At 60.6% G+C, this 18,529-nt stretch carries 15 protein-coding genes; 8 read left to right on the forward strand and 7 right to left on the reverse strand.

Translation table 11 applies throughout. From position 1 onward, the window contains the following. Positions 1-45 precede the first annotated feature (45 nt). From BFP89_RS21070 to BFP89_RS21080, 3 genes are read left to right on the forward strand one after another with little or no spacing between them, the layout of a single operon-like run. On the forward strand, positions 46-726 hold the full coding sequence (locus BFP89_RS21070; RefSeq protein WP_065887388.1) for a C39 family peptidase: 681 nt from the start codon (positions 46-48) through the stop codon (positions 724-726). A 37-nt stretch (positions 727-763) separates the two neighbouring features. Beyond that, the gene (locus tag BFP89_RS21075) at positions 764-1,507 is read left to right on the forward strand and encodes a hypothetical protein (protein WP_065887389.1); all 744 of its coding nucleotides are present in this window, start codon (positions 764-766) and stop codon (positions 1,505-1,507) included. Positions 1,508-1,556: 49 nt separating this feature from the next. Then, entirely contained in the window at positions 1,557-2,858 is a 1,302-nt protein-coding gene (locus BFP89_RS21080; RefSeq protein WP_065887390.1) for a transporter, read from the forward strand. Between the two features lie 679 nt (positions 2,859-3,537). On the opposite strand, the gene BFP89_RS21085 is transcribed toward BFP89_RS21080, so the two are convergent. Continuing rightward, positions 3,538-4,863 (reverse strand): sigma-54 dependent transcriptional regulator, encoded by a 1,326-nt coding sequence (locus BFP89_RS21085; protein WP_065887391.1) that lies wholly within the window; start codon positions 4,861-4,863, stop codon positions 3,538-3,540. A gap of 328 nt (positions 4,864-5,191) precedes the next feature. Here BFP89_RS21085 and BFP89_RS21090 point away from each other — a divergent pair, with 328 nt between their 5' ends. After that, complete coding sequence (locus BFP89_RS21090; protein ID WP_065887392.1) at positions 5,192-5,452, forward strand: hypothetical protein; 261 nt, start codon at positions 5,192-5,194, stop codon at positions 5,450-5,452. Between the two features lie 53 nt (positions 5,453-5,505). On the opposite strand, the gene BFP89_RS21095 is transcribed toward BFP89_RS21090, so the two are convergent. From BFP89_RS21095 to gnd, 3 genes are read right to left on the reverse strand one after another with little or no spacing between them, the layout of a single operon-like run. Beyond that, positions 5,506-6,330, reverse strand: coding sequence for a Cof-type HAD-IIB family hydrolase (locus BFP89_RS21095; RefSeq protein ID WP_065887393.1), 825 nt, complete (start codon positions 6,328-6,330; stop codon positions 5,506-5,508). After that, on the reverse strand, positions 6,327-7,850 hold the full coding sequence (gene zwf, locus BFP89_RS21100; protein ID WP_065887394.1) for a glucose-6-phosphate dehydrogenase: 1,524 nt from the start codon (positions 7,848-7,850) through the stop codon (positions 6,327-6,329). The genes BFP89_RS21095 and zwf overlap by 4 nt, the downstream gene beginning before the upstream one ends. Continuing rightward, a complete protein-coding gene (gnd, locus tag BFP89_RS21105) occupies positions 7,847-8,830 on the reverse strand; it encodes a phosphogluconate dehydrogenase (NAD(+)-dependent, decarboxylating) (protein WP_065887395.1) in 984 nt (327 codons plus the stop codon). Before gnd ends, zwf begins: the two co-directional genes overlap by 4 nt. Positions 8,831-9,089: 259 nt before the next feature. Here gnd and BFP89_RS29025 point away from each other — a divergent pair, with 259 nt between their 5' ends. The 4 genes from BFP89_RS29025 to BFP89_RS21120 all read left to right on the forward strand — a co-directional run bounded on the left by BFP89_RS29025 (position 9,090) and on the right by BFP89_RS21120 (position 13,883). After that, complete coding sequence (locus tag BFP89_RS29025) at positions 9,090-9,266, forward strand: DUF6026 family protein (protein WP_163003427.1); 177 nt, start codon at positions 9,090-9,092, stop codon at positions 9,264-9,266. Positions 9,267-9,420: 154 nt separating this feature from the next. After that, complete coding sequence (locus BFP89_RS21110) at positions 9,421-11,163, forward strand: phosphoethanolamine transferase CptA (protein WP_065887396.1); 1,743 nt, start codon at positions 9,421-9,423, stop codon at positions 11,161-11,163. Between the two features lie 128 nt (positions 11,164-11,291). After that, on the forward strand, positions 11,292-13,529 hold the full coding sequence (locus BFP89_RS21115; protein ID WP_065887397.1) for a TonB-dependent siderophore receptor: 2,238 nt from the start codon (positions 11,292-11,294) through the stop codon (positions 13,527-13,529). A gap of 141 nt (positions 13,530-13,670) precedes the next feature. After that, a complete protein-coding gene (locus tag BFP89_RS21120; protein ID WP_065887398.1) occupies positions 13,671-13,883 on the forward strand; it encodes a hypothetical protein in 213 nt (70 codons plus the stop codon). 103 nt (positions 13,884-13,986) lie between these two features. Here BFP89_RS21120 and BFP89_RS21125 read toward each other — a convergent pair whose 3' ends face one another. The 3 genes from BFP89_RS21125 to metE all read right to left on the reverse strand — a co-directional run bounded on the left by BFP89_RS21125 (position 13,987) and on the right by metE (position 18,087). After that, positions 13,987-14,478, reverse strand: a complete 492-nt coding sequence (locus tag BFP89_RS21125) for a GNAT family N-acetyltransferase (protein ID WP_065887399.1) — start codon at positions 14,476-14,478, stop codon at positions 13,987-13,989. Between the two features lie 161 nt (positions 14,479-14,639). Beyond that, positions 14,640-15,749: a cell division protein ZapE gene (zapE, locus tag BFP89_RS21130; RefSeq protein WP_065887400.1), complete on the reverse strand. Its 1,110-nt coding sequence runs from the start codon at positions 15,747-15,749 to the stop codon at positions 14,640-14,642. Positions 15,750-15,798: 49 nt separating this feature from the next. Continuing rightward, complete coding sequence (metE, locus tag BFP89_RS21135) at positions 15,799-18,087, reverse strand: 5-methyltetrahydropteroyltriglutamate--homocysteine S-methyltransferase (protein ID WP_065887401.1); 2,289 nt, start codon at positions 18,085-18,087, stop codon at positions 15,799-15,801. Positions 18,088-18,529 lie beyond the last annotated feature (442 nt).

The following is an 18,529-nucleotide window of genomic DNA, read 5'->3' on the forward strand; positions in this document are numbered from 1 at the left end:
CAACAAGGCCCTTTCTTATTCCAGTGTCCAGCAGGTCAGTCGATCATGCGCTTCGCGACCCTCACTCTCTTGATGTTGCTCACCGGTCCCACTTGGGCGGGCACCATGGCGATCTCCGCCATGCCCGGCGGTGCGGTGATTTTCAAGAAGGTCGAGAGCATCCGTGAACGCCGGTTCGCCAACCTGGTGGAACAGAAAACCGATTTCAGCTGCGGTGCTGCGGCACTCGCCACCATCCTGCGCCAGGCCTATTGGCTGGACGTCGACGAAGACCACCTCATCAAGGGCATGCTGGTCAATGCCGACCAGGACATGGTGCGTACCCAGGGTTTTTCCATGCTGGACATGAAGCGCTACCTCGAAAGCATCGGCATGCGCGCCCGGGGCTACAAGATCGCCCCCGACACCCTCGTCACCGTGAAAATCCCGGTGGTGGTGTTGCTGGAAATCCGTGGCTACAAGCACTTCGTGGTGATGCAACGGGCCGACAAGGACTGGGTGTATGTCGGCGACCCGGTGCTGGGGCACAAGCGCTATTCGCGGGATGACTTCGTCAGGGGCTGGAATGGCATCGTGTTCGCCGTATTGGGCGAAGGCTACGACAAGGCCAACATCCTGCTCGACCCGCCTGCCCCCCTGACCGCCAAGAACCAGCTGAACGAGTTCCGGCCCGTAGGCGACGCCGAACTGATGGATTTCGGTTTTATCCAGAGCGACTTCTTCTAGAAGCGCAATAAGGGGCAGGACGCTCCAGGAGCAAAAGATGAACACTTCCCGTTGGCTGACGGTTTTGTGTCTGGCAGCCTCGATGCCCGCTTATGCTTCATCGGGCTTCAAACCGATCGAACTCAAGGACGCGGAAATGGCCGAGCTGCGTGGCCGCTATGTGATGCCGGGGCGAATCATCAGCTTCGGCATTGTCATGAGCAGCACCTGGACCAATGCGGTCGGCGACAGCATTACCGGCAAGGCCAGCATGCAGTTGGACAAGACCACCATCACCCCGCAGTTCTACGTGCAAACCACGGGTGCGGCGGGTTCCGGAACGCCCACTGCCGGCGGCGGGAATGTGATCGGTGGAGCCGGCCTGACCAGCGGCCAGGGCGTGACCCAAAGCGTGCGCGCCGCCGGCGATGGCAACACCGCCTACAACCATGTCGGCATCAACGTCACCCAGGACGGCTTTGCCCCTGCCAACGCCGTGCAGTCCGGTCAGGTATTGGTGGCCGGCGGCACCGTCACCGGCGACAGCAAGGCCGGTCAAGTCAGCGTATCGGCCAACAATGGCGGCCTGCAAATGGCAATCCAGGCCAACCACAACCAAGGCAACAGCCTGCAGCAGATCGGCGGCGGAAATGTGCTGCAAGGCACGGTTCTGACCGGCAATACCAACTTCGTCAACAACATGACCCAACTCAACGTCGTGATGAACAATAACGGTTTGAACAACGGTGCATTGAACTGCAATCTGGACCAGCTCAAAGGCCTACGCACGCTCGGTTATTGAACTACGCTGACCCTCGACACTTACGCATTGGAAAAGGACGGCTTATTTCATGCATCGATCATTATCGCTCCGCGCGGTGATCTGTTTAAGTACGCTCTTGCCCGCATCCGTGCTGTATGCCGCGCCGGATGCCGATATCGAAACCCTCAAGCGGGAACTCCTGGAACTCAAGCAACGCTACGACGTGCAGCAAAAGGCCCTGGCCGTGCTGGAACAACGCGTACGTCAGGTGGAAGATCAACCGGCCACGCCGGCCCCCAGGCGCCTGGCCAAATCCCCCGCCGACTTCAAGCAAGGCGGCACGACCGTCGCAGGCACCGGCGCGGCAGCCGCGTCGGGTGGCGCGGGCGGCGGCGGCAGTTCCTACGGCCAGTCGCTCAAGGACGACTCGGCCCCGGCACAAAGTGTCAGTAACCTCTACAACGAAGCCAGCGGCTTTTTCGGCAATGGCAAGTTCAGCCTCGAGACCGGCATCACCTATGCCCGTTACGACGCGCGCCAGCTGACCCTCAATGGTTTCCTGGCACTGGACTCGATCTTCCTCGGCAACATCAACCTGGACCGGATCAAATCCGACAGCTGGACCCTGGACCTGACCGGCCGCTACAACCTCGATAACCGTTGGCAGTTCGACCTAAACGTGCCGGTGGTCTACCGCGAGTCGACCTACCAGTCCGGCGGCGCCGGCAACGATGCCACGGCCACCTCGGAAGCGTCCGTGACCCGCGACCCGACCATTGGCGACGTCAACTTCGGCGTGGCGTACAAATTCCTCGATGAAACCCCTAACCTGCCGGACGCCGTGGTGTCGGTGCGGGTGAAGGCGCCTACGGGTAAAGAGCCGTTTGGCATCAAACTGGTCAAGCAACCGAGCAACGACAACCTCTACCTGCCGGAAAGCCTGCCGACGGGCAACGGCGTGTGGTCGGTCACACCGGGCATCTCCCTGGTCAAGACTTTCGACCCTGCGGTGTTGTTCGGCTCGCTGTCGTACACCCACAACTTCGAAGACTCGTTCGATGACATCAGCAGTCAGGTCAACCAGAAGGTGGGGGGCAAGGTGCGCCTGGGCGACAGCTTTCAGTTCGGTGTCGGCGTAGCCTTTGCCTTGAACGAAAAAATGAGCATGTCGTTCTCGGTGTCCGACCTGGTGCAGCGCAAAAGCAAGCTCAAGCCGGACGGCGGCGACTGGCAGTCGGTGGTGTCCAGCGATGCGAATGCGGGCTACTTCAACGTCGGCATGACGATTGCGGCCTCGGATAACCTGACCATCGTGCCGAACCTGGCGATCGGGATGACCGATGACGCGCCGGACTTCACGTTCAGCCTGAAATTCCCGTATTACTTTTGATTGAGAGGTAAACACTTTTTAAATGTGGGAGGGGCGGTGCGACGATTCGACTTGCCCCCGATGGCGGCCTCAGGCCCGACCAGGATCTCGTGTCGATCCCGGTCCAAATGTGGGAGGGGGCTTGCCCCCGATGGCGGCCTTAGGCCCGACCAGGATCTCGTGTCGATCCCGGTCCAAATGTGGGAGGGGGCTTGCCCCCGATGACGGCCTCGGGGCTGGCCGGGATGTTGGATTGGACCGAGTACATATCCGTTTCTGCGGTAACGGCTGCTACGGGTTCCGCTTTTACAGCGGCTCACTTTTGAAAAGCGCAAAAGTAAGCAAAACGCTCTTGCCCCACCACTCGGCACCTCGCTTAGGCTCGGTGTGCCCTCTCTCCGGCTTGAATCCGTGGGCCGCCGCAATGGGCCATCCCTGGCCCAGTGCGGCTAACCCGGCGTCCTGCCGGGTTGCCCACGGATTCAAGCCTGCGTTCGGCCAGCGTGGTTTAACGGGGCGCCTGAGATCAAGATCAAAAGCAGATCAACGGCGACTCGCTTCGCATCGTGGTTAGCGGCTACGGCGGTGTGTGGTCTATGCCCCGATGCGTAGAGCAGTAAATGCATCAGCGACTGACACATCGCCATCGGGGGCAAGCCCCCTCCCACATTTTGATTTGCATGCACCCTTTGAAAAAAATCTAGCGAATCTGGTGTTTGTGCAGCAACCGGTAGAACGTCGGCCGGGAAACGCCCAGCACCCGGGCCGCGATACTCAGGTTGTCGCTGTGCCGGTGAAGTACGTCGCACAATGCCTGGCGTTCGGCGCGGTGCTTGTAATCTTCCAGTGTCGCCATCGGCGGCGACACGGCTTGCGGGCCTTGCAATCCCAGGTCAACCGCCTCGATCTGGCGCCCTTCAGCCAGGACCAGGCCACGGCGCACACGGTTGGCCAGTTCACGCACATTGCCCGGCCAGGGGTGTCGGCCCATCGCCACCAAGGCCTCTTCGCTGAAGCTGCGCGGGCGGCGGCCGGTTTCCTGGCTATAGAAACGCGAAAAGTGATTGGCCAGCATCGCCACGTCGCCGTGGCGTTCGCGCAGGGGCGCGGTGACGACTTGCAGCACGTTCAGCCGGTAATACAGGTCCTCGCGAAAGGCGCCCTTCTCGACGGCGGCCTCAAGGTCAACGTGGGTCGCAGCCAGTACCCGCACATCCACCGGGATGGGCTGGCTGCCGCCCACGCGCTCGATCTGTTTCTCCTGGAGAAAGCGCAACAGGTTGGCTTGCAGCTCCATGGGCAGATCGCCGATTTCATCAAGGAACAGCGTGCCACCGTGGGCGGCCTCGATGCGTCCGACCTTGCGCTGATGCGCACCGGTGAAGGCGCCCTTTTCATGGCCGAAGAGTTCCGACTGGATCAGGTGTTCAGGAATCGCTCCGCAGTTGATCGCCACGAATGGCTTGGCGTGTCGCTGGGACTGCCGGTGCAGCATCTTGGCCACCAGTTCCTTGCCGGTGCCGCTGTCTCCCCGTATCAGTACCGGCGATTCAGTGGGCGCCAGCTTCGACAGCAATTTGCGCAGTTCGCGAATGGGCCGGCTATCGCCCAGCAACTCATGCTCAGGCCCTCCCACCGGGGTGTTGCCTTTGCCGCGCAGGCGCGCCATGCCAAAGGCGCGCCCGAGGGTGACCTGCACCCGCGACACATCGAACGGCAAGGTGTGGAAGTCAAAAAACCATTCGCAGACGAAATCCCCGACGTTCTGCAGGCGTAGCACGTCCTGGCTGAGTACCGCGATCCATTCGGTGCCGCTACGACCAATCAGCTCCTTGACCGCCTCGGGCCGTTCCAGATGACAAGGCTGCAATCGCAACAGGCCGACATCGCAGGACCGCTCACCCACGGCTTCGAGGGTACAGCTGTCGACTTCCCATCCGACCGTGCGCAAGCCGGGCAGCAATCCGTGACAATCCTCGCAGGGGTCGACGACCAACAAGCGGCGTTGCGCAGAAGTCACAACCATGACTATTCCTTGGCGTCAGTTTTTATTAATAGAAACAATAGTTTGTGGCGACCAGAAAGCAACATATCAAAATATTGACGCTGTGCTTGTACCCTTTCGCTATAAGTGCGAGCAAAAAGCCATCAACCTGTAAAAAGTTGCCCACCGGCCAAACGTTAGTTCCGCTTTTAAAACAGCCGCTTAGATGACTTCAGTCAGGGAAAGTTAAAATTTCTTGTCCTGGCATGTGACCCGCCCCCCACCATCGTGCATCAGTACAAGTAACCCACCGTACGGTCAGCCCAACCGCCGGTATTCACTTGAATGGGCACAGAGAGAGACGACACACATGAACGCTCCGCTGCGCATCAACGAAGCTCTTTTGATTGCAGACCGTGCCTTCCAGCCCTTCCAGTGCGTGGCTTGGCACGACGGTCATGGCGCCCTCAGCCTGAGCGTCATCGACCGCACCAACACCCGTATCGGCAGCCAACAGCTGTCATCGACCACTTACACTGACCCGGCGCAATTGGAAGACTTGCTGTTGCAGGCCCGTGCCGAGCTCGACAAAAGTGGCTACCAGTTGCAGCAATGGGCAATGCCCAAGTAAGTGAGGCGGGAACTTCCGATCACTGCATTACAGTGATCGGAAGTTGCACTTACTTATCGTGCGTTGAGTATAAATCGCTCGAACGCTTCGGCAGCGCCGTCCTCGACATTGCTGCCGGTGACCACGCTGGCCTGACGCTTGACGGTTTCTTCCGCCTGGCCCATGGCAATCGATAAACCGGCCACCTGGAACATCGCCGGATCGTTGCCGCCGTCGCCAATGGCTGCCGTTTGCGCAAGCGGCACCTCAAGGTGCGCCGCCAGGGTCTTCAAGGCCTCGCCTTTATTCGCCAGCATCGCCGTCACATCCAGATAAACCGGCTGCGAACGTGAGACCTGGGCCAGGCCCCTCACCTTCGGCTGCAGCTGCGCTTCCAGCTCTACCAGCAACTGCGTGTTATTGCTCGCGGCGACGATCTTGTCGACCCGGTCCAGGTAGGGCTCGAAACTCTCCACCACCACTGGCCCGTACCCCAGGCCGTCGGCTTCGCGCTGCTCCATCGGCCCGGGCGAGTCACGGCGCAGCCAGTCGCCATCGGCAAACACCCAGACTTCCACATCCGGTTCGGCCGAGAACAGTGCCAGGGTCACTAACGCCGCTTCCGCCGGCAGATGGTGGGCCACCAGGATGCTGCCATCGGGGTTGATCAACGTACCGCCGTTGAACCCCGCCACCGGCACGTCGATACCGAAGGTCTCGATCAGGTGCATCATGGCCTTGGGCGGGCGCCCGCTGGCCAGACTGAAAAACACCCCGGCATCACGCAACGCGCGAATCGCATCGGCTGTGCGCGGGCTGAGGCTGTGATCCGGATGCAGCAAGGTGCCGTCCACATCACTGAGGATAAAACGGATGGGATGAATCGCTGCATCACTCATCCGAGGCTATGCCAGGCACGGCCGTCACGGGCCAGCAATGCATCCGACGCCGCCGGGCCATCTTCGCCGGCCTTGTAGGTCTGAATGCCATCGTCTTCTTTCCAGGCATCCAGGAACGGCTGCACGGCGCGCCAGCCGTTCTCGATATTGTCGGCGCGCTGGAACAGGGTCTGGTCGCCGGTCATGCAGTCGTAGATCAGGGTTTCGTAACCTGTCGACGGCTGCATCTCGAAGAAGTCCTTGTAGTCGAATCCCAACTCGATATTGGCCATTTCCAGGGTCGGCCCGGGCTTTTTGGCCAGCAGGTCGAACCACATGCCTTCGTTCGGCTGGATCTGGATCTTCAGGTAGGTGGGCTTGAGCTCATCGACGTCGGTGTCGCGAAACTGCGCGTAAGGCGCCTGCTTGAAGCAGATCACGATCTCGGTGTCGCGGATGCTCATGCGCTTGCCGGTTCGCAGGTAGAACGGCACGCCGACCCAGCGCCAGTTGTCGATCATCACCTTCAGCGCAACGAAGGTCTCGGTGCTGCTGTCAGGCGCGACATTGGCTTCTTCGCGATAGCCCGGCAGTTGCTTGCCGGCGATTTCACCGGCGGTGTACTGGCCGCGCACGGAGTTGGCCCGCGCATCTTCCAGGGACCAGGGCCGGATGGCACCGACCACCTTGGCCTTCTCACCGCGCACCGCGTCGGCACCGAAGGCTGCCGGTGGCTCCATTGCGACCATGGCCAGCAACTGGAACAGGTGGTTGGGTACCATGTCCCGCAGCGTGCCGGTTTTTTCGAAGAAATTGCCCCGGGTTTCGACGCCGACGGTTTCTGCGGCGGTGATTTGCACGTGGTCGATGTAATGGTTGTTCCAGAACGCCTCGAACAGCACGTTGGAGAAACGGCTGATGAGGATGTTCTGCACCGTTTCCTTGCCCAGGTAATGGTCGATGCGATAGATCTGCTTCTCGCTCATCACCTTGAGCAGGCACGCATTCAACGCTTCGGCGCTGGCCAGGTCGGAACCGAACGGTTTCTCGATGACCACGCGGCGAAACCCCTCCTGCGTCTCATCGAGCAACCCGGCACTGCCCAGGCGCTGCACGACTTCACTGAAGAAGCGCGGTGCTGTCGCGAGGTAGAACACCGCATTGGCGCTGCCGCTGTCGGCAATTTTCTGCGCGATATCGGCGTAGGTGCTGTCGTCGAGGAAGTCACCCTCGACGTAGCTGATGCCTTTGGCCAACTGGGCCCACAGCTGTGGGTCCAGCCCATTGTCGGCATTGCCCCGGACCTTGCCGGCGGCTTCGGTGCGAATGAAGTCCTCGAGTTTCTTGGCGAAGTCAGCGTCGCTGATGGCGTTGTGATCAACGCCCACAATGCGCAGGCCATCGCCCAGCAGCCCGTCGCGACTCAGGTTGTACAGCGCCGGCATCAGCAGGCGCTTGACCAGGTCGCCATGGGCGCCAAACAGAAACAAGGTAGTGGGTGGAGCGGGTTCGGCCTTGGGTTTCTTGCCGTTGGCGGTCATTTTTTGGAAGTCTCCACGTGGCCGCCAAAGCCGAAGCGCATGGCCGAGAGCATTTTGTCACCGTAGGTGCTCTGCTGGCGCGAACGGAAACGGGCGAACAGCGACGTCGACAGCACCGGTACCGGCACCGCCTGCTCCATGGCCGCTTCGATGGTCCAACGGCCTTCGCCGCTGTCGGCCACGGATCCGGAATAGCCGTCCAGCTTCGGATCGGTCGCCAGGGCATCGGCGGTCAGGTCCAGCAGCCACGACGACACTACGCTGCCACGACGCCAGACTTCGGCAATGTCGGCCACGTTCAGGTCGAAGCGTTGGTCTTCGGGCAGGTTGTCCGAGTTCTTGGTCTTGAGAATGTCAAAACCTTCGGCAAACGCCTGCATCATGCCGTATTCAATGCCGTTGTGGATCATCTTGACGAAGTGGCCGGAGCCCGCCGGGCCGGCATGAATATAGCCGTGCTCGGCACGCGGGTCGGCGGAGGCCGAACGGTCCCTGGTGCGTGGGATGCTGCCGATGCCAGGCGCCAGGCTCTTGAAGATCGGATCAAGGCGCTGCACGGTTTCGACATCGCCACCGATCATCATGCAGTAGCCGCGTTCCAGCCCCCACACGCCGCCGGAGGTGCCGACGTCGACGTAATGCAGACCCTTTTCCGCCAGGGCCTTGCCGCGACGTACGTCGTCCTTGTAATTGGTGTTGCCGCCATCAATGATCACGTCACCGCTTTCCAGCAGCCCGCTCAGTTCATTGATGGTGTCTTCGGTGGGAGCGCCCGCCGGTAACATTACCCACACAGCGCGAGGCTTTTGCAGGCCGGCCACCAGGGCTTTCAAGTCGGCGACGCCGGTGGCGCCCTCCTCGCTCAAGCCTTTGACAAAGGCTTCGTTACGGTCATATACAACGGTGGTATGCCCATTGAGCATCAGGCGCCGCGCAATGTTACCGCCCATGCGGCCTAGTCCGATAATCCCCAGTTGCATGTGCTGATGCTCCTAACTGCTAAAAAATGTGTGACATAGTTTATAGCGCAATGAGGCTAATGAGGGTTAGTCCAGAGCGGATCCGCGTAGTTTCATGCTAAAAAAGTTGCCAGCATTTCACCATCACGGTGGCAAAAGTCACACGACCACCAAAAATAAAAAAGTTCCCTTGGTGTGAAAAAGAATTCAAACTTGCCACGACTGCTGCCGCTCACCTGTTTCGGCGGCGCGATCTACCCGGCTATTTGCGAGGCAAGCAATGAGCACAGCACAGATGACCCGACCGCCACAGACCCTCTACGTCAGCATCCGCCGCGATGAATTGCGTCAGTTGAAGGACGAGCGCGATCAGTTGCAACAGGAAGTCCTGCGCCTGCGTTCGCACCTCCAGGCCCAGCTGGAGCTGCCGTCCGGCGCCAAGCCCGCACTCTGCTGAACGCCTTTGGTTAGTTTGTAAGGCAATACCTACAGAAAACTCACAAAGTTTTCACACGCCTGTCCCGATACTCCCGCCCGCGATGCCGCTCATGTTCCGAGCGGCCCGATGTTGCGCGCGTGTGCGCGACGATCATTTTCTGATGGGGCGCTGGATGGCGATGTTCAAACGCAGCACGACGACTGCGAAAGGTTTTGATTGGGCCGGCCTTGGCTGGTTATTCCTGTTTTTCTGGTACTTCTCGGGTATTACCCAGCTGCTTATCCAACTGACCGGTACGTCCGGCTTCAGTGGTTTCCGCCAGGCATTCTTCATGAGTGCACTGTGGCTGGCGCCGATGCTGCTGTTCCCCCGGCAAACGCGGGTACTGGCCGCCGTGATCGGCGTGGTGCTGTGGGCCTGCTCCATGGCCAGCCTGGGTTACTTCTTTATTTACCAGCAGGAATTTTCCCAGAGCGTGATCTTCATCATGTTCGAGTCGAACATTTCTGAAGCGGGCGAATACGCTACCCAGTATTTTGCCTGGTGGATCGTGCTGGCGTTCATCGCCCACACCGCCTTCGCGGTATTCCTGTGGACACGCTTGCGCCCGGTGTACTTGCCCCGCGGCCAGTCCATCGTGGCGGCCATCGCCATCGTATTGGCGATTGTCGGCTACCCGCTGGTCAAGCAGATCGCCACCAGCGACACCATGGAACAGGCCATCGACCGCTTTGAAACCCGGATCGAACCGGCTGTGCCCTGGCAGATGATCGTCGCCTACCGCCGCTACACCGAACAACTGGACAACATGCAAGGCATGCTGACCAGCGCCAGCCAGATTCCACCCTTGAAAAACCTCAAGGACACCATGGCCGGCCAGCCGTCCACGCTGGTGCTGGTAATCGGCGAGTCCACCAACCGCCAGCGCATGAGCCTCTATGGCTACCCGCGCAATACCACGCCGGAACTGGACAAGCTGCGCGACCAACTGGCGGTGTTCGACAATGTCATCACCCCGCGCCCCTACACCATCGAAGCGTTGCAACAGGTACTGACCTTCGCCGACGAAGAAAACCCGGACCTGTACCTCAAGACGCCGTCGATCGTCAGCGTGATGAAACAGGCCGGCTACAAGACGTTCTGGATCACCAACCAGCAGACCATGACCAAGCGCAACACCATGCTCACGACCTTTTCCGAACAGGCCGACGAACAGGTGTACCTGAACAACAATCGCAATCAGAACGCCCGCCAATACGACGGCGATGTACTCGCGCCGTTTTCCAAGGCCCTGGCCGATACCGCCGAGCGCAAATTCATCGTAGTGCACCTGTTGGGCACGCACATGAGCTACCAGTACCGCTATCCGCCGACGTTCGACAAATTCACCGATCGCCAGGGCGTGCCGCCGGGCGTCAGCGACGCCCAGTTGCCGACGTACAACAGCTATGACAACGCGGTGCTGTACAACGACTTCGTGGTCTCGAGCCTGATCAAGGACTACGCCAAGACCGACCCCAACGGCTTTTTGCTGTACCTGTCGGACCACGGCGAAGACGTGTTCGACTCTGTCGGCCATGACACCCTGGGCCGTAACGAAGGCAAGCCGACCGCGCCGATGTACACCATTCCCTTTATGGCCTACGCCTCACCCAAGTGGCGCGAAAGCCACGACTGGAGCTTCGCCGGCGACCTGCAGCGGCCTTACAGCAGCTCGCAGTTGATCCACACGTGGGCGGACCTGGCCGGTTTGAGCTTCGATGAACTGGACCGCAGCAAAAGCCTGGTCAGTGACAGCTTCAAGCCGCGTCCCCTGCTGATCGGTAACCCTTACGAGACCAAGCAGAAAGCCTTGATCGACTTCAGCTTGATCAAGCCGAAAAAGGCCGACAGCACCGAGGTGGTGGTCAAGTAACCGAGAGGTTTATAAACGAAAGATAATAATCATTCTCGTTAAAGCCTAAAGTTCCGCGCCTCCTTTCGTCTTTGAGCCATACCCGCCCTTTCCGGGGCGGCCTCAAAGACGACAAGGAGTTCGCCGCGATGCTCGCGCCTTTCACCCGTTCCATCACCCTTACCCTGGGCCTGTTCAGCCTTGCGCCAAGCGCTGAACTGCTGGCCGAAACCGACCCCGAAAACGCCCCCGCCAGAGCCCTCGAACTGGGCGCCACCCGCGTCACCGCCGACAGCCTGGGCGCGACCACCGAGCACACCGGCGCCTACACTACGGGCTCGATGAGCACCGCCACCCGCCTGAACCTGTCCGTCAAGGAAACCCCGCAATCTATCTCGGTGATCACGCGCCAGCAGATGGATGATTTCAACCTCAACACCCTGACCGATGTGTTACGCCAGACCACCGGCATCAACGTCCAGCACAATGACTCGGACCGGGTGTCCTATACCTCCCGTGGCTACGGCATCAACAACTTCCAGATTGACGGGATGCTCAACACCTTCGGCTACATGAAGAGCGACGCCGACACCATCATCTATGACCGTATCGAAGTGGTGCGCGGCGCCACCGGCCTGACGACCGGCGCGGGCGATCCTTCGGCCACCGTCAATATGGTACGCAAGCGCCCGACCGCCCAATGGCAGGCAAAAACCGGGGTCAGTGGCGCCACCCATGACAACTATTACAGCTACCTCGACGTCGGCGGCCCGCTGGCCTTCGACGGCAAGTTGCGCGGGCGCAGCGTACTGGCGTACCGAGACAGCAAATCCTTGCGCGATAACTATGCACTGCAGCGCGCGGTCGGCTACGGCATTCTCGAGGGCGACCTGTCCGACGACACCGTGCTGGCCGTAGGTTTTGATTACCAGGACAAGCAGGTACAAGGCACGTCCTGGGGCACCGTGCCCTACTGGAACAGCCAGGGCGGCAAGGCCGGACTGTCGCGCTCCACCAATATGGCCGCGCACTGGAGTTCCTGGCCGCTGACCGACAAGACCACCTTCGCCACCCTCGACCATCGCCTCGGCGGCGACTGGCACCTGAAGGCCGCCTACACCCATCGCCAGAGCGATACCGATGGCAAGGTGTACTACGGCGGCGCGGGTTTCCCCAATGCCGACCGCAGCGGCATGACCGCCTGGGCCAGCCATATGCGCGGCACGTCGAGAATGGAAGCCATCGACCTCAACCTGGCCGGCAGCTACGCGCTGCTGGGCCGTGAACATGCGCTGATGATGGGCTATGGCGAGGCCGCGCAACGGGACACTTCGCCCTTCATGCGCAGCAACCTGCCTGCCAGCTATTACCCCATCGCGGACTGGAAGCACATGGGCGGTATCGGCAAGTTCACCGATGAGGTCACCGACCTCAAGGGCGAGCACAGCAAGAAACAACAGAAAGCCGGCTACCTCGCCACTCGCCTGAGCCTGACTGACCGTCTGCATGCCGTACTCGGTAGCCGCTACGGCAGTTGGGAGCTGGAAAGCGCCACCCCCGAATACAACGCCAACAATCAACTGACCGCTTCCGGCAAAACCGGCCAGACCCATAACGATATGTTCACGGCCTACGCCGGGTTGCTGTACGACATCACGCCGCAGTACACCGTCTACGCGAGCTACACCGACATCTTCAAGCCGCAAAGCGCGAAAGACGTGAACAAGAAATACCTGGAGCCGGTGGTGGGCAGCAACTATGAAGTTGGCCTCAAGGGCAGCGTGCTCAACGAGCGTCTGAACCTGGCGGCGGCGTATTTCTGGAGCACCCAGGACAACGTCGCCGAGCGCGATGACGCGGTTCCGCCCAACCCGGTCACCGGCGAGGAATACTACAAATCCGGCGGCAAGGGTAACAAGGTGAAGGGTTTCGAGCTGGAGGCGGCCGGCGAAATCACACCGGACTGGAACCTGACCGCCGGCTACACCTACACCCATTCGGTAAATGGTACCGGCCAGCGCAACAACACCGGCCAGCCGTTGAACCTGCTGAAAATATCCAGCGCTTATCGCCTGCCGGGGGCCTGGCGCAACCTGACCGTGGGCGGCGCGGTGAATTGGCAGAGCGACATCCATGAGTTCGGCAACCGGCCCACGGGCGAACGCAATGACAAAGGCAACTTGATCACCACGCGGGCAAAGATCGAGCAACCGGGCTACACCGTGGTCAACCTGATGTCGCGCTACGAGTTCGACGAGCAGCTGACGGCATCGATCAACGTCAATAATCTGTTTGACAAAAAATATTACGAGCGCGTCGGTTTTTACAATGGCGTGTATTGGGGCGATCCGCGCTCGATTACCCTGGCATTGGACTGGAGGCTGTAGCACCCTGCCCCGCGAAGTTAAAAACTATTAACTTCGCGGGGCAATTTCGTTAATTCCCACTTAATAAGATAGCGCCATAGTCGCCCCACGATCTGATCACGGAGTGACCGGACACCTATCACTCTTAATGGGAATACTGAAATGAAACTCTCGACACTGATGCTTGCCAGCCTGATGACCCTGACCTCCGCCGCCGCCTTTGCAGAGGGCGGTTCAGAGCGCTCCAAGGAATTCTACAAGAACTTCAGCCTGAGTCAGGAAACAACCCACGGCAAGGCCGAGCAGCAAGTTGCGTCCGCCGATGGCAAACCGGTTAAAGCCACTACTGCCGAACCCGCCCACCCCAAAAGTTGATTTAATACTGAGTTAATCCGCAAGTACCCTGTGCCAACCCGCTCCTTTGGCAAAGGTTTTATTGGGCGCCATTCAATGGCGCCTTTTTTTGCTGTGCTTTTTATTAAAGTGCCTTGTTCCAGAACAACATGCGGCCATGGGCGGGATCAAATACCGAATCGTCGAAACCGAACTTGCGATACGCCGACTGGGCCAGCGCATTGCCTTCTAGCACTTCCAGGGTGATCTTGCAGCAACCGCGCTGCCGGGCGATTTCCTCGACCTTCTGCAGCATCTTCTGACTTAACCCCAAGCCCCGAAACTGTTGCGCCACCATCACATCGTGGACGTTGACCAAGGGCCGACAGGCGAAGGTCGAAAACCCTTCGAAGCAATTGACCAGCCCGGCCGGGACACCCCCAACGAACGCCAGCACACTGAACGCATGAGGGCGCTTGGCCAGCTCCGCAGGCAGTTGCTGCAACAGGTCGGCCGGCAAACTGTGGCCGCCGCCCATCGGGTCTTCAGCATAGTGGTTGAGCAGCGAGCCGATGGCATCGGCGTGTACGGCGTTGGTGTAGCTGGCTTGCAGCACCAGGATGTCTGGGGTGTCCATTTCCTTCCTCGATAACGACAACCAGGGAACCGATTCCCTTTGAGAAGGTTGATTGTAAGCATGGAGTCGGCAGTAGATGAAGGAGATTAACGACAAATGTCTGACAGAAAGCGCGTAGATTGCACGTATCCAACGCCTCAAGCGCAGTGAACGCGGGGCTCTCAGGCGCCGAAGCGCTGCAGTTGCATTTCGCGCAAGCGGCTCAAGGTGCGACGAAAAGGAAACGCCAGGTAGCCTTCGGTATAGAGACGCTCCAGCGGCACCTGGGCCTCGATGAACAACGGCACTTTGCGGTCGTAACACTCATCCACCAGCGCGATGAAGCGTCGCACGCTGTCATCATGCCTGGACAATTCCGGCAATTGCCGATCCCCCGCGACCACGCGCTCGGCGCCGTCTTCGGTACCCCGGGCAATGCGACCAGGGCGCTGCTGTGCGCTGAGGTTGGGCACCTCTCCCAGCAGGATGGCCTTGAAGCGATCACACAGCAGCATGAAATCCATCGCCGCCAGAGGTTGTTCGCAGAGCTCGGCGTAACGGCACCACAGCACCGCGTCACTGGCCTGCACCGCCGCTATCGTGCGATGCCCCACGTTCACTTCCTTCTCGTCGCTGAGGGGTTGCCCGTCGCTCATCTGCCGGAACAGCGTGGCCAGTGCATCGGGTCGATTGACCCAGTAGCGCTGCAGACCCACGCCGGGATGCAGGCGATGATCCTCGCCGCCGTCCACGGCCAGCACCTGCATATGCCGATTGATCGCCGCGATACCCGGCAAGAACCGCTCACGGTTGAAACCTTCGGCGTACAGCTGCTCAGGGGGTTGATTGGAGGTGCAGACCATCACCACGCCCTCCTCGAACATCACCTGAAACAGACGGCCGAGAATGATTGCGTCACCGATGTCATTGACGAACAACTCGTCGAAGCACAGTACGCGCACGTCCCGGCTCAGTTCCCGCGCCAACGCCTGCAGCGGGTCCCGGGTACCGGTGAGCTGGAACGAGCGCTGGTGAACCCAGCCCATGAAGTGATGAAAATGCTGGCGGCGCGCGGGCACGCGCAGGCTTTGATGGAACTGGTCCATCAGCCAGGTCTTGCCGCGCCCCACCGGCCCCCACAGGTAAACGCCGGTAATCGGCGAACCGCCCTGGTGCAACGCCTGGTGACAGGCTTGCAAGGCCTGCACCGCCCGGCGTTGAGCGTCGTCGGGCACGAAGCCCTGCCGGGCGATAGCGCGTTGATAAGCGGCGAGCGGCGAGTCGAAAGTCATTGGCGCAGTATGCCGTACAACGCAAACGTCTACCGCGCAATCTTCGCCCTCAGCCCAGTTCCGCACGCAGCTGGCGCGCCGCCGTCACCATGTGGATCAACGCCGCTTCCGTCTCCGGCCAGCCACGGGTTTTCAGGCCGCAATCGGGGTTCACCCACAATCGCTCGGCCGGAATCCGCTTGGCCGCCTTGCGCAGCAAGTCAACCATCTGCGCCACCTCCGGCACCCGTGGCGAGTGGATGTCGTAGACGCCGGGGCCGATGTCGTTGGGGTAGGCGAAGGCTTCGAACGCATCGAGCAACGCCATGTCCGAGCGCGAGGTTTCAATGGTGATGACGTCGGCGTCCATCGCCGCGATGGACTCGATCACATCGTTGAATTCGCTGTAGCACATGTGGGTGTGAATCTGGGTCTCGTCACGCACGCCGCAGGCGCACAGGCGGAACACTTCGGTGGCCCAGTCCAGGTAGTGCGGCCATTGCGCCTGACGCAACGGCAAGCCTTCGCGGAACGCGGCCTCGTCGATCTGCACGATCCTGATACCGGCGGCTTCCAGGTCCACCACCTCGTCACGCAGCGCCAGGGCCAGCTGCCGGGCCTGCACTTCACGGCTCACGTCTTCCCGTGGGAACGACCACATCAGCATGGTCACCGGGCCCGTCAACATGCCCTTGAGCACCTTGCGCGTGAGGCCCTGGGCATAGCGAATCCACTCCACCGTCATGGCTTTCGGACGGCTCAGGTCGCCGTAGATCAGCGCCGGTTTCACACAGCGCGAACCGTAGCTCTGTACCCAGCCGAAACGGCTGAACGCGTAGCCGTCCAATTGCTCGGCGAAGTATTCGACCATGTCGTTACGTTCGGCCTCACCGTGCACCAGCACATCCAGCCCGAGGTTCTCCTGCACCTCGACCGCGTGCCGGATCTCGCTGTGCATCGCTTCGACGTATTCGGCTTCGCTCAACTTGCCGGCCTTGTACGACTGGCGCGCCAGACGGATCGACGCGGTTTGCGGGAAGGAACCGATGGTAGTGGTGGGAAACAGCGGCAGGTCGAGGCTGGCCCGCTGCTTCTCGATACGCTGGGCAAACGGCGATTGGCGCTGGCTGTCCCTGGCGCTGATCGCGGCAACGCGCGCTTGCACAGCGGGCTTGTGAATACGCGGCGAAGCGGCGCGCGCAGCCTGTACCGCACGACTCTCAGCCAGCGCGGCCAGCACCTGCGGCGCCTCGGGCCGGTCGAGGGCCTGGGTCAGTACCGCGACTTCAGCGCACTTTTGCAAGGCGAAGGCCAGCCAGCTCTTCAACTCGGCGTCCAACTGGTCCTCACGCGCCAGATCCACCGGGCTGTGCAGCAGTGAACAGGACGGCGCGACCCACAAGCGCTCACCGAGTTTGTCCTGGGCGTGTTGCAACGTCGCCAGGGCTTTTTCCAGGTCGCAGCGCCACACGTTACGGCCATTGACCACACCCAGGGACAGCACCTTATAAGCCGGCAGGCGATCAAGAATCGTCGGGTATTGCTCCGGCGCCCGTACCAGGTCGATGTGCAGGCCGTCGACCGGCAGATTGGCGGCCAGGCCGAGGTTTTCTTCCAGCCCGCCAAAGTAGGTGGCCACCAGTTTCTTCAACGGATCACGCTGGATCAGGTTGTAGGCGCGCTCAAAGGCGTTCTTCCACTCCTGCGGCAGATCGAGCACCAGGATCGGCTCGTCGATCTGCACCCACTCCACACCCAGCTCGGCCAGGCGCTGGAAGATCTGGCCGTACAGCGGCAGCAGGCGGTCGAGCAGATCAAGCTTGTCAAAGTCGCCGCCCTTGGCCTTGCCCAGCCACAGGTACGTCAGCGGGCCAATCACCACCGGCTTGACGGCGTGCCCGAGGTCGCGGGCTTCCTGGACTTCTTCGAACAGCTGTTCCCATCCGAGGTGGAATTGCTGATCGACACTGAACTCCGGCACCAGGTAGTGATAGTTGGTATCGAACCACTTGGTCATCTCCTGGGCGTGAGCACCGGCGCAGCACGCATCGCTGACGCCGCGGGCCATGCCGAATAACGTGTGCAACGTGGCCTGGCCATCGGCCGGACGGAAACGCTCCGGGATCACGCCAAACATCAGCGAGTGGGTCAGCACCTGGTCGTACCAGGCGAAATCACCGGCGGGCAGCAACTCGATGCCGGCCTGTTTCTGCAGGTCCCAATGGGCCTTGCGCAAATCACGCCCCACGGCGCGCAGGCCGGCCTCATCGAGCTCGCCCTTCCAGAACGCTTCCTGCGCTTTTTTCAGTTCACGATCGCGTCCAATGCGCGGAAATCCGAGGGAATGAGCGACTGCCATGACTTTTTATCTCCAATGTCGGTATCTATGGCGGTCATTGTCGGGAGATGACGATAATGAGACAAACTCATTTTTCTTTAGATGAATACAAAATTCATTCATACAGACAGCAACGCAGCGCCCACCCGTAACGCCGGTAAAAGCAGCCGTGACTGCAGAAAACGGATATGTACTCGATCTGATCCAACATCCTGGTCGGCTCGGAGGCCGCCATCGGGGGCAAGCCCCCTCCCACATTTGGATCGCGGATCGACACACGATACCGGTCGGCTCCAAGGCCGCCGCGCTTTTGCTCTTGATCTCAGGCGCCCCGTTAAACCACGCTGGCCGAACGCAGGCTTGAATCCTTGGGCAACCCGGCAGGACGCCGGGTTAGCCGCACTGGGCCAGGGATGGCCCATTGCGGCGGCCCACGGATTCAAGCCTTCGATCGGGCACACCG

The organism is Pseudomonas sp. 31 R 17 (genome assembly GCF_900004915.1).
Lineage (GTDB): Bacteria > Pseudomonadota > Gammaproteobacteria > Pseudomonadales > Pseudomonadaceae > Aquipseudomonas > Aquipseudomonas orientalis_A.

Bases quoted from the DNA above. Each gene is read 5' to 3' on its own strand.
- BFP89_RS21110 (WP_065887396.1), top strand. From the start codon at position 9,421: ATGGCGATGTTCAAACGCAGCACGACGACTGCGAAAGGTTTTGATTGG.
- BFP89_RS21075 (WP_065887389.1), top strand. From the start codon at position 764: ATGAACACTTCCCGTTGGCTGACGGTTTTGTGTCTGGCAGCCTCGATG.
- BFP89_RS21095 (WP_065887393.1), bottom strand. From the start codon at position 6,330: ATGAGTGATGCAGCGATTCATCCCATCCGTTTTATCCTCAGTGATGTG.
- metE (WP_065887401.1), bottom strand. From the start codon at position 18,087: ATGGCAGTCGCTCATTCCCTCGGATTTCCGCGCATTGGACGCGATCGT.
- BFP89_RS21080 (WP_065887390.1), top strand. From the start codon at position 1,557: ATGCATCGATCATTATCGCTCCGCGCGGTGATCTGTTTAAGTACGCTC.
- zapE (WP_065887400.1), bottom strand. From the start codon at position 15,749: ATGACTTTCGACTCGCCGCTCGCCGCTTATCAACGCGCTATCGCCCGG.
- BFP89_RS21070 (WP_065887388.1), top strand. From the start codon at position 46: ATGCGCTTCGCGACCCTCACTCTCTTGATGTTGCTCACCGGTCCCACT.
- gnd (WP_065887395.1), bottom strand. From the start codon at position 8,830: ATGCAACTGGGGATTATCGGACTAGGCCGCATGGGCGGTAACATTGCG.
- BFP89_RS21120 (WP_065887398.1), top strand. From the start codon at position 13,671: ATGAAACTCTCGACACTGATGCTTGCCAGCCTGATGACCCTGACCTCC.
- BFP89_RS21115 (WP_065887397.1), top strand. From the start codon at position 11,292: ATGCTCGCGCCTTTCACCCGTTCCATCACCCTTACCCTGGGCCTGTTC.
- BFP89_RS21125 (WP_065887399.1), bottom strand. From the start codon at position 14,478: ATGGACACCCCAGACATCCTGGTGCTGCAAGCCAGCTACACCAACGCC.
- BFP89_RS21090 (WP_065887392.1), top strand. From the start codon at position 5,192: ATGAACGCTCCGCTGCGCATCAACGAAGCTCTTTTGATTGCAGACCGT.
- BFP89_RS21085 (WP_065887391.1), bottom strand. From the start codon at position 4,863: ATGGTTGTGACTTCTGCGCAACGCCGCTTGTTGGTCGTCGACCCCTGC.
- zwf (WP_065887394.1), bottom strand. From the start codon at position 7,850: ATGACCGCCAACGGCAAGAAACCCAAGGCCGAACCCGCTCCACCCACT.
- BFP89_RS29025 (WP_163003427.1), top strand. From the start codon at position 9,090: ATGAGCACAGCACAGATGACCCGACCGCCACAGACCCTCTACGTCAGC.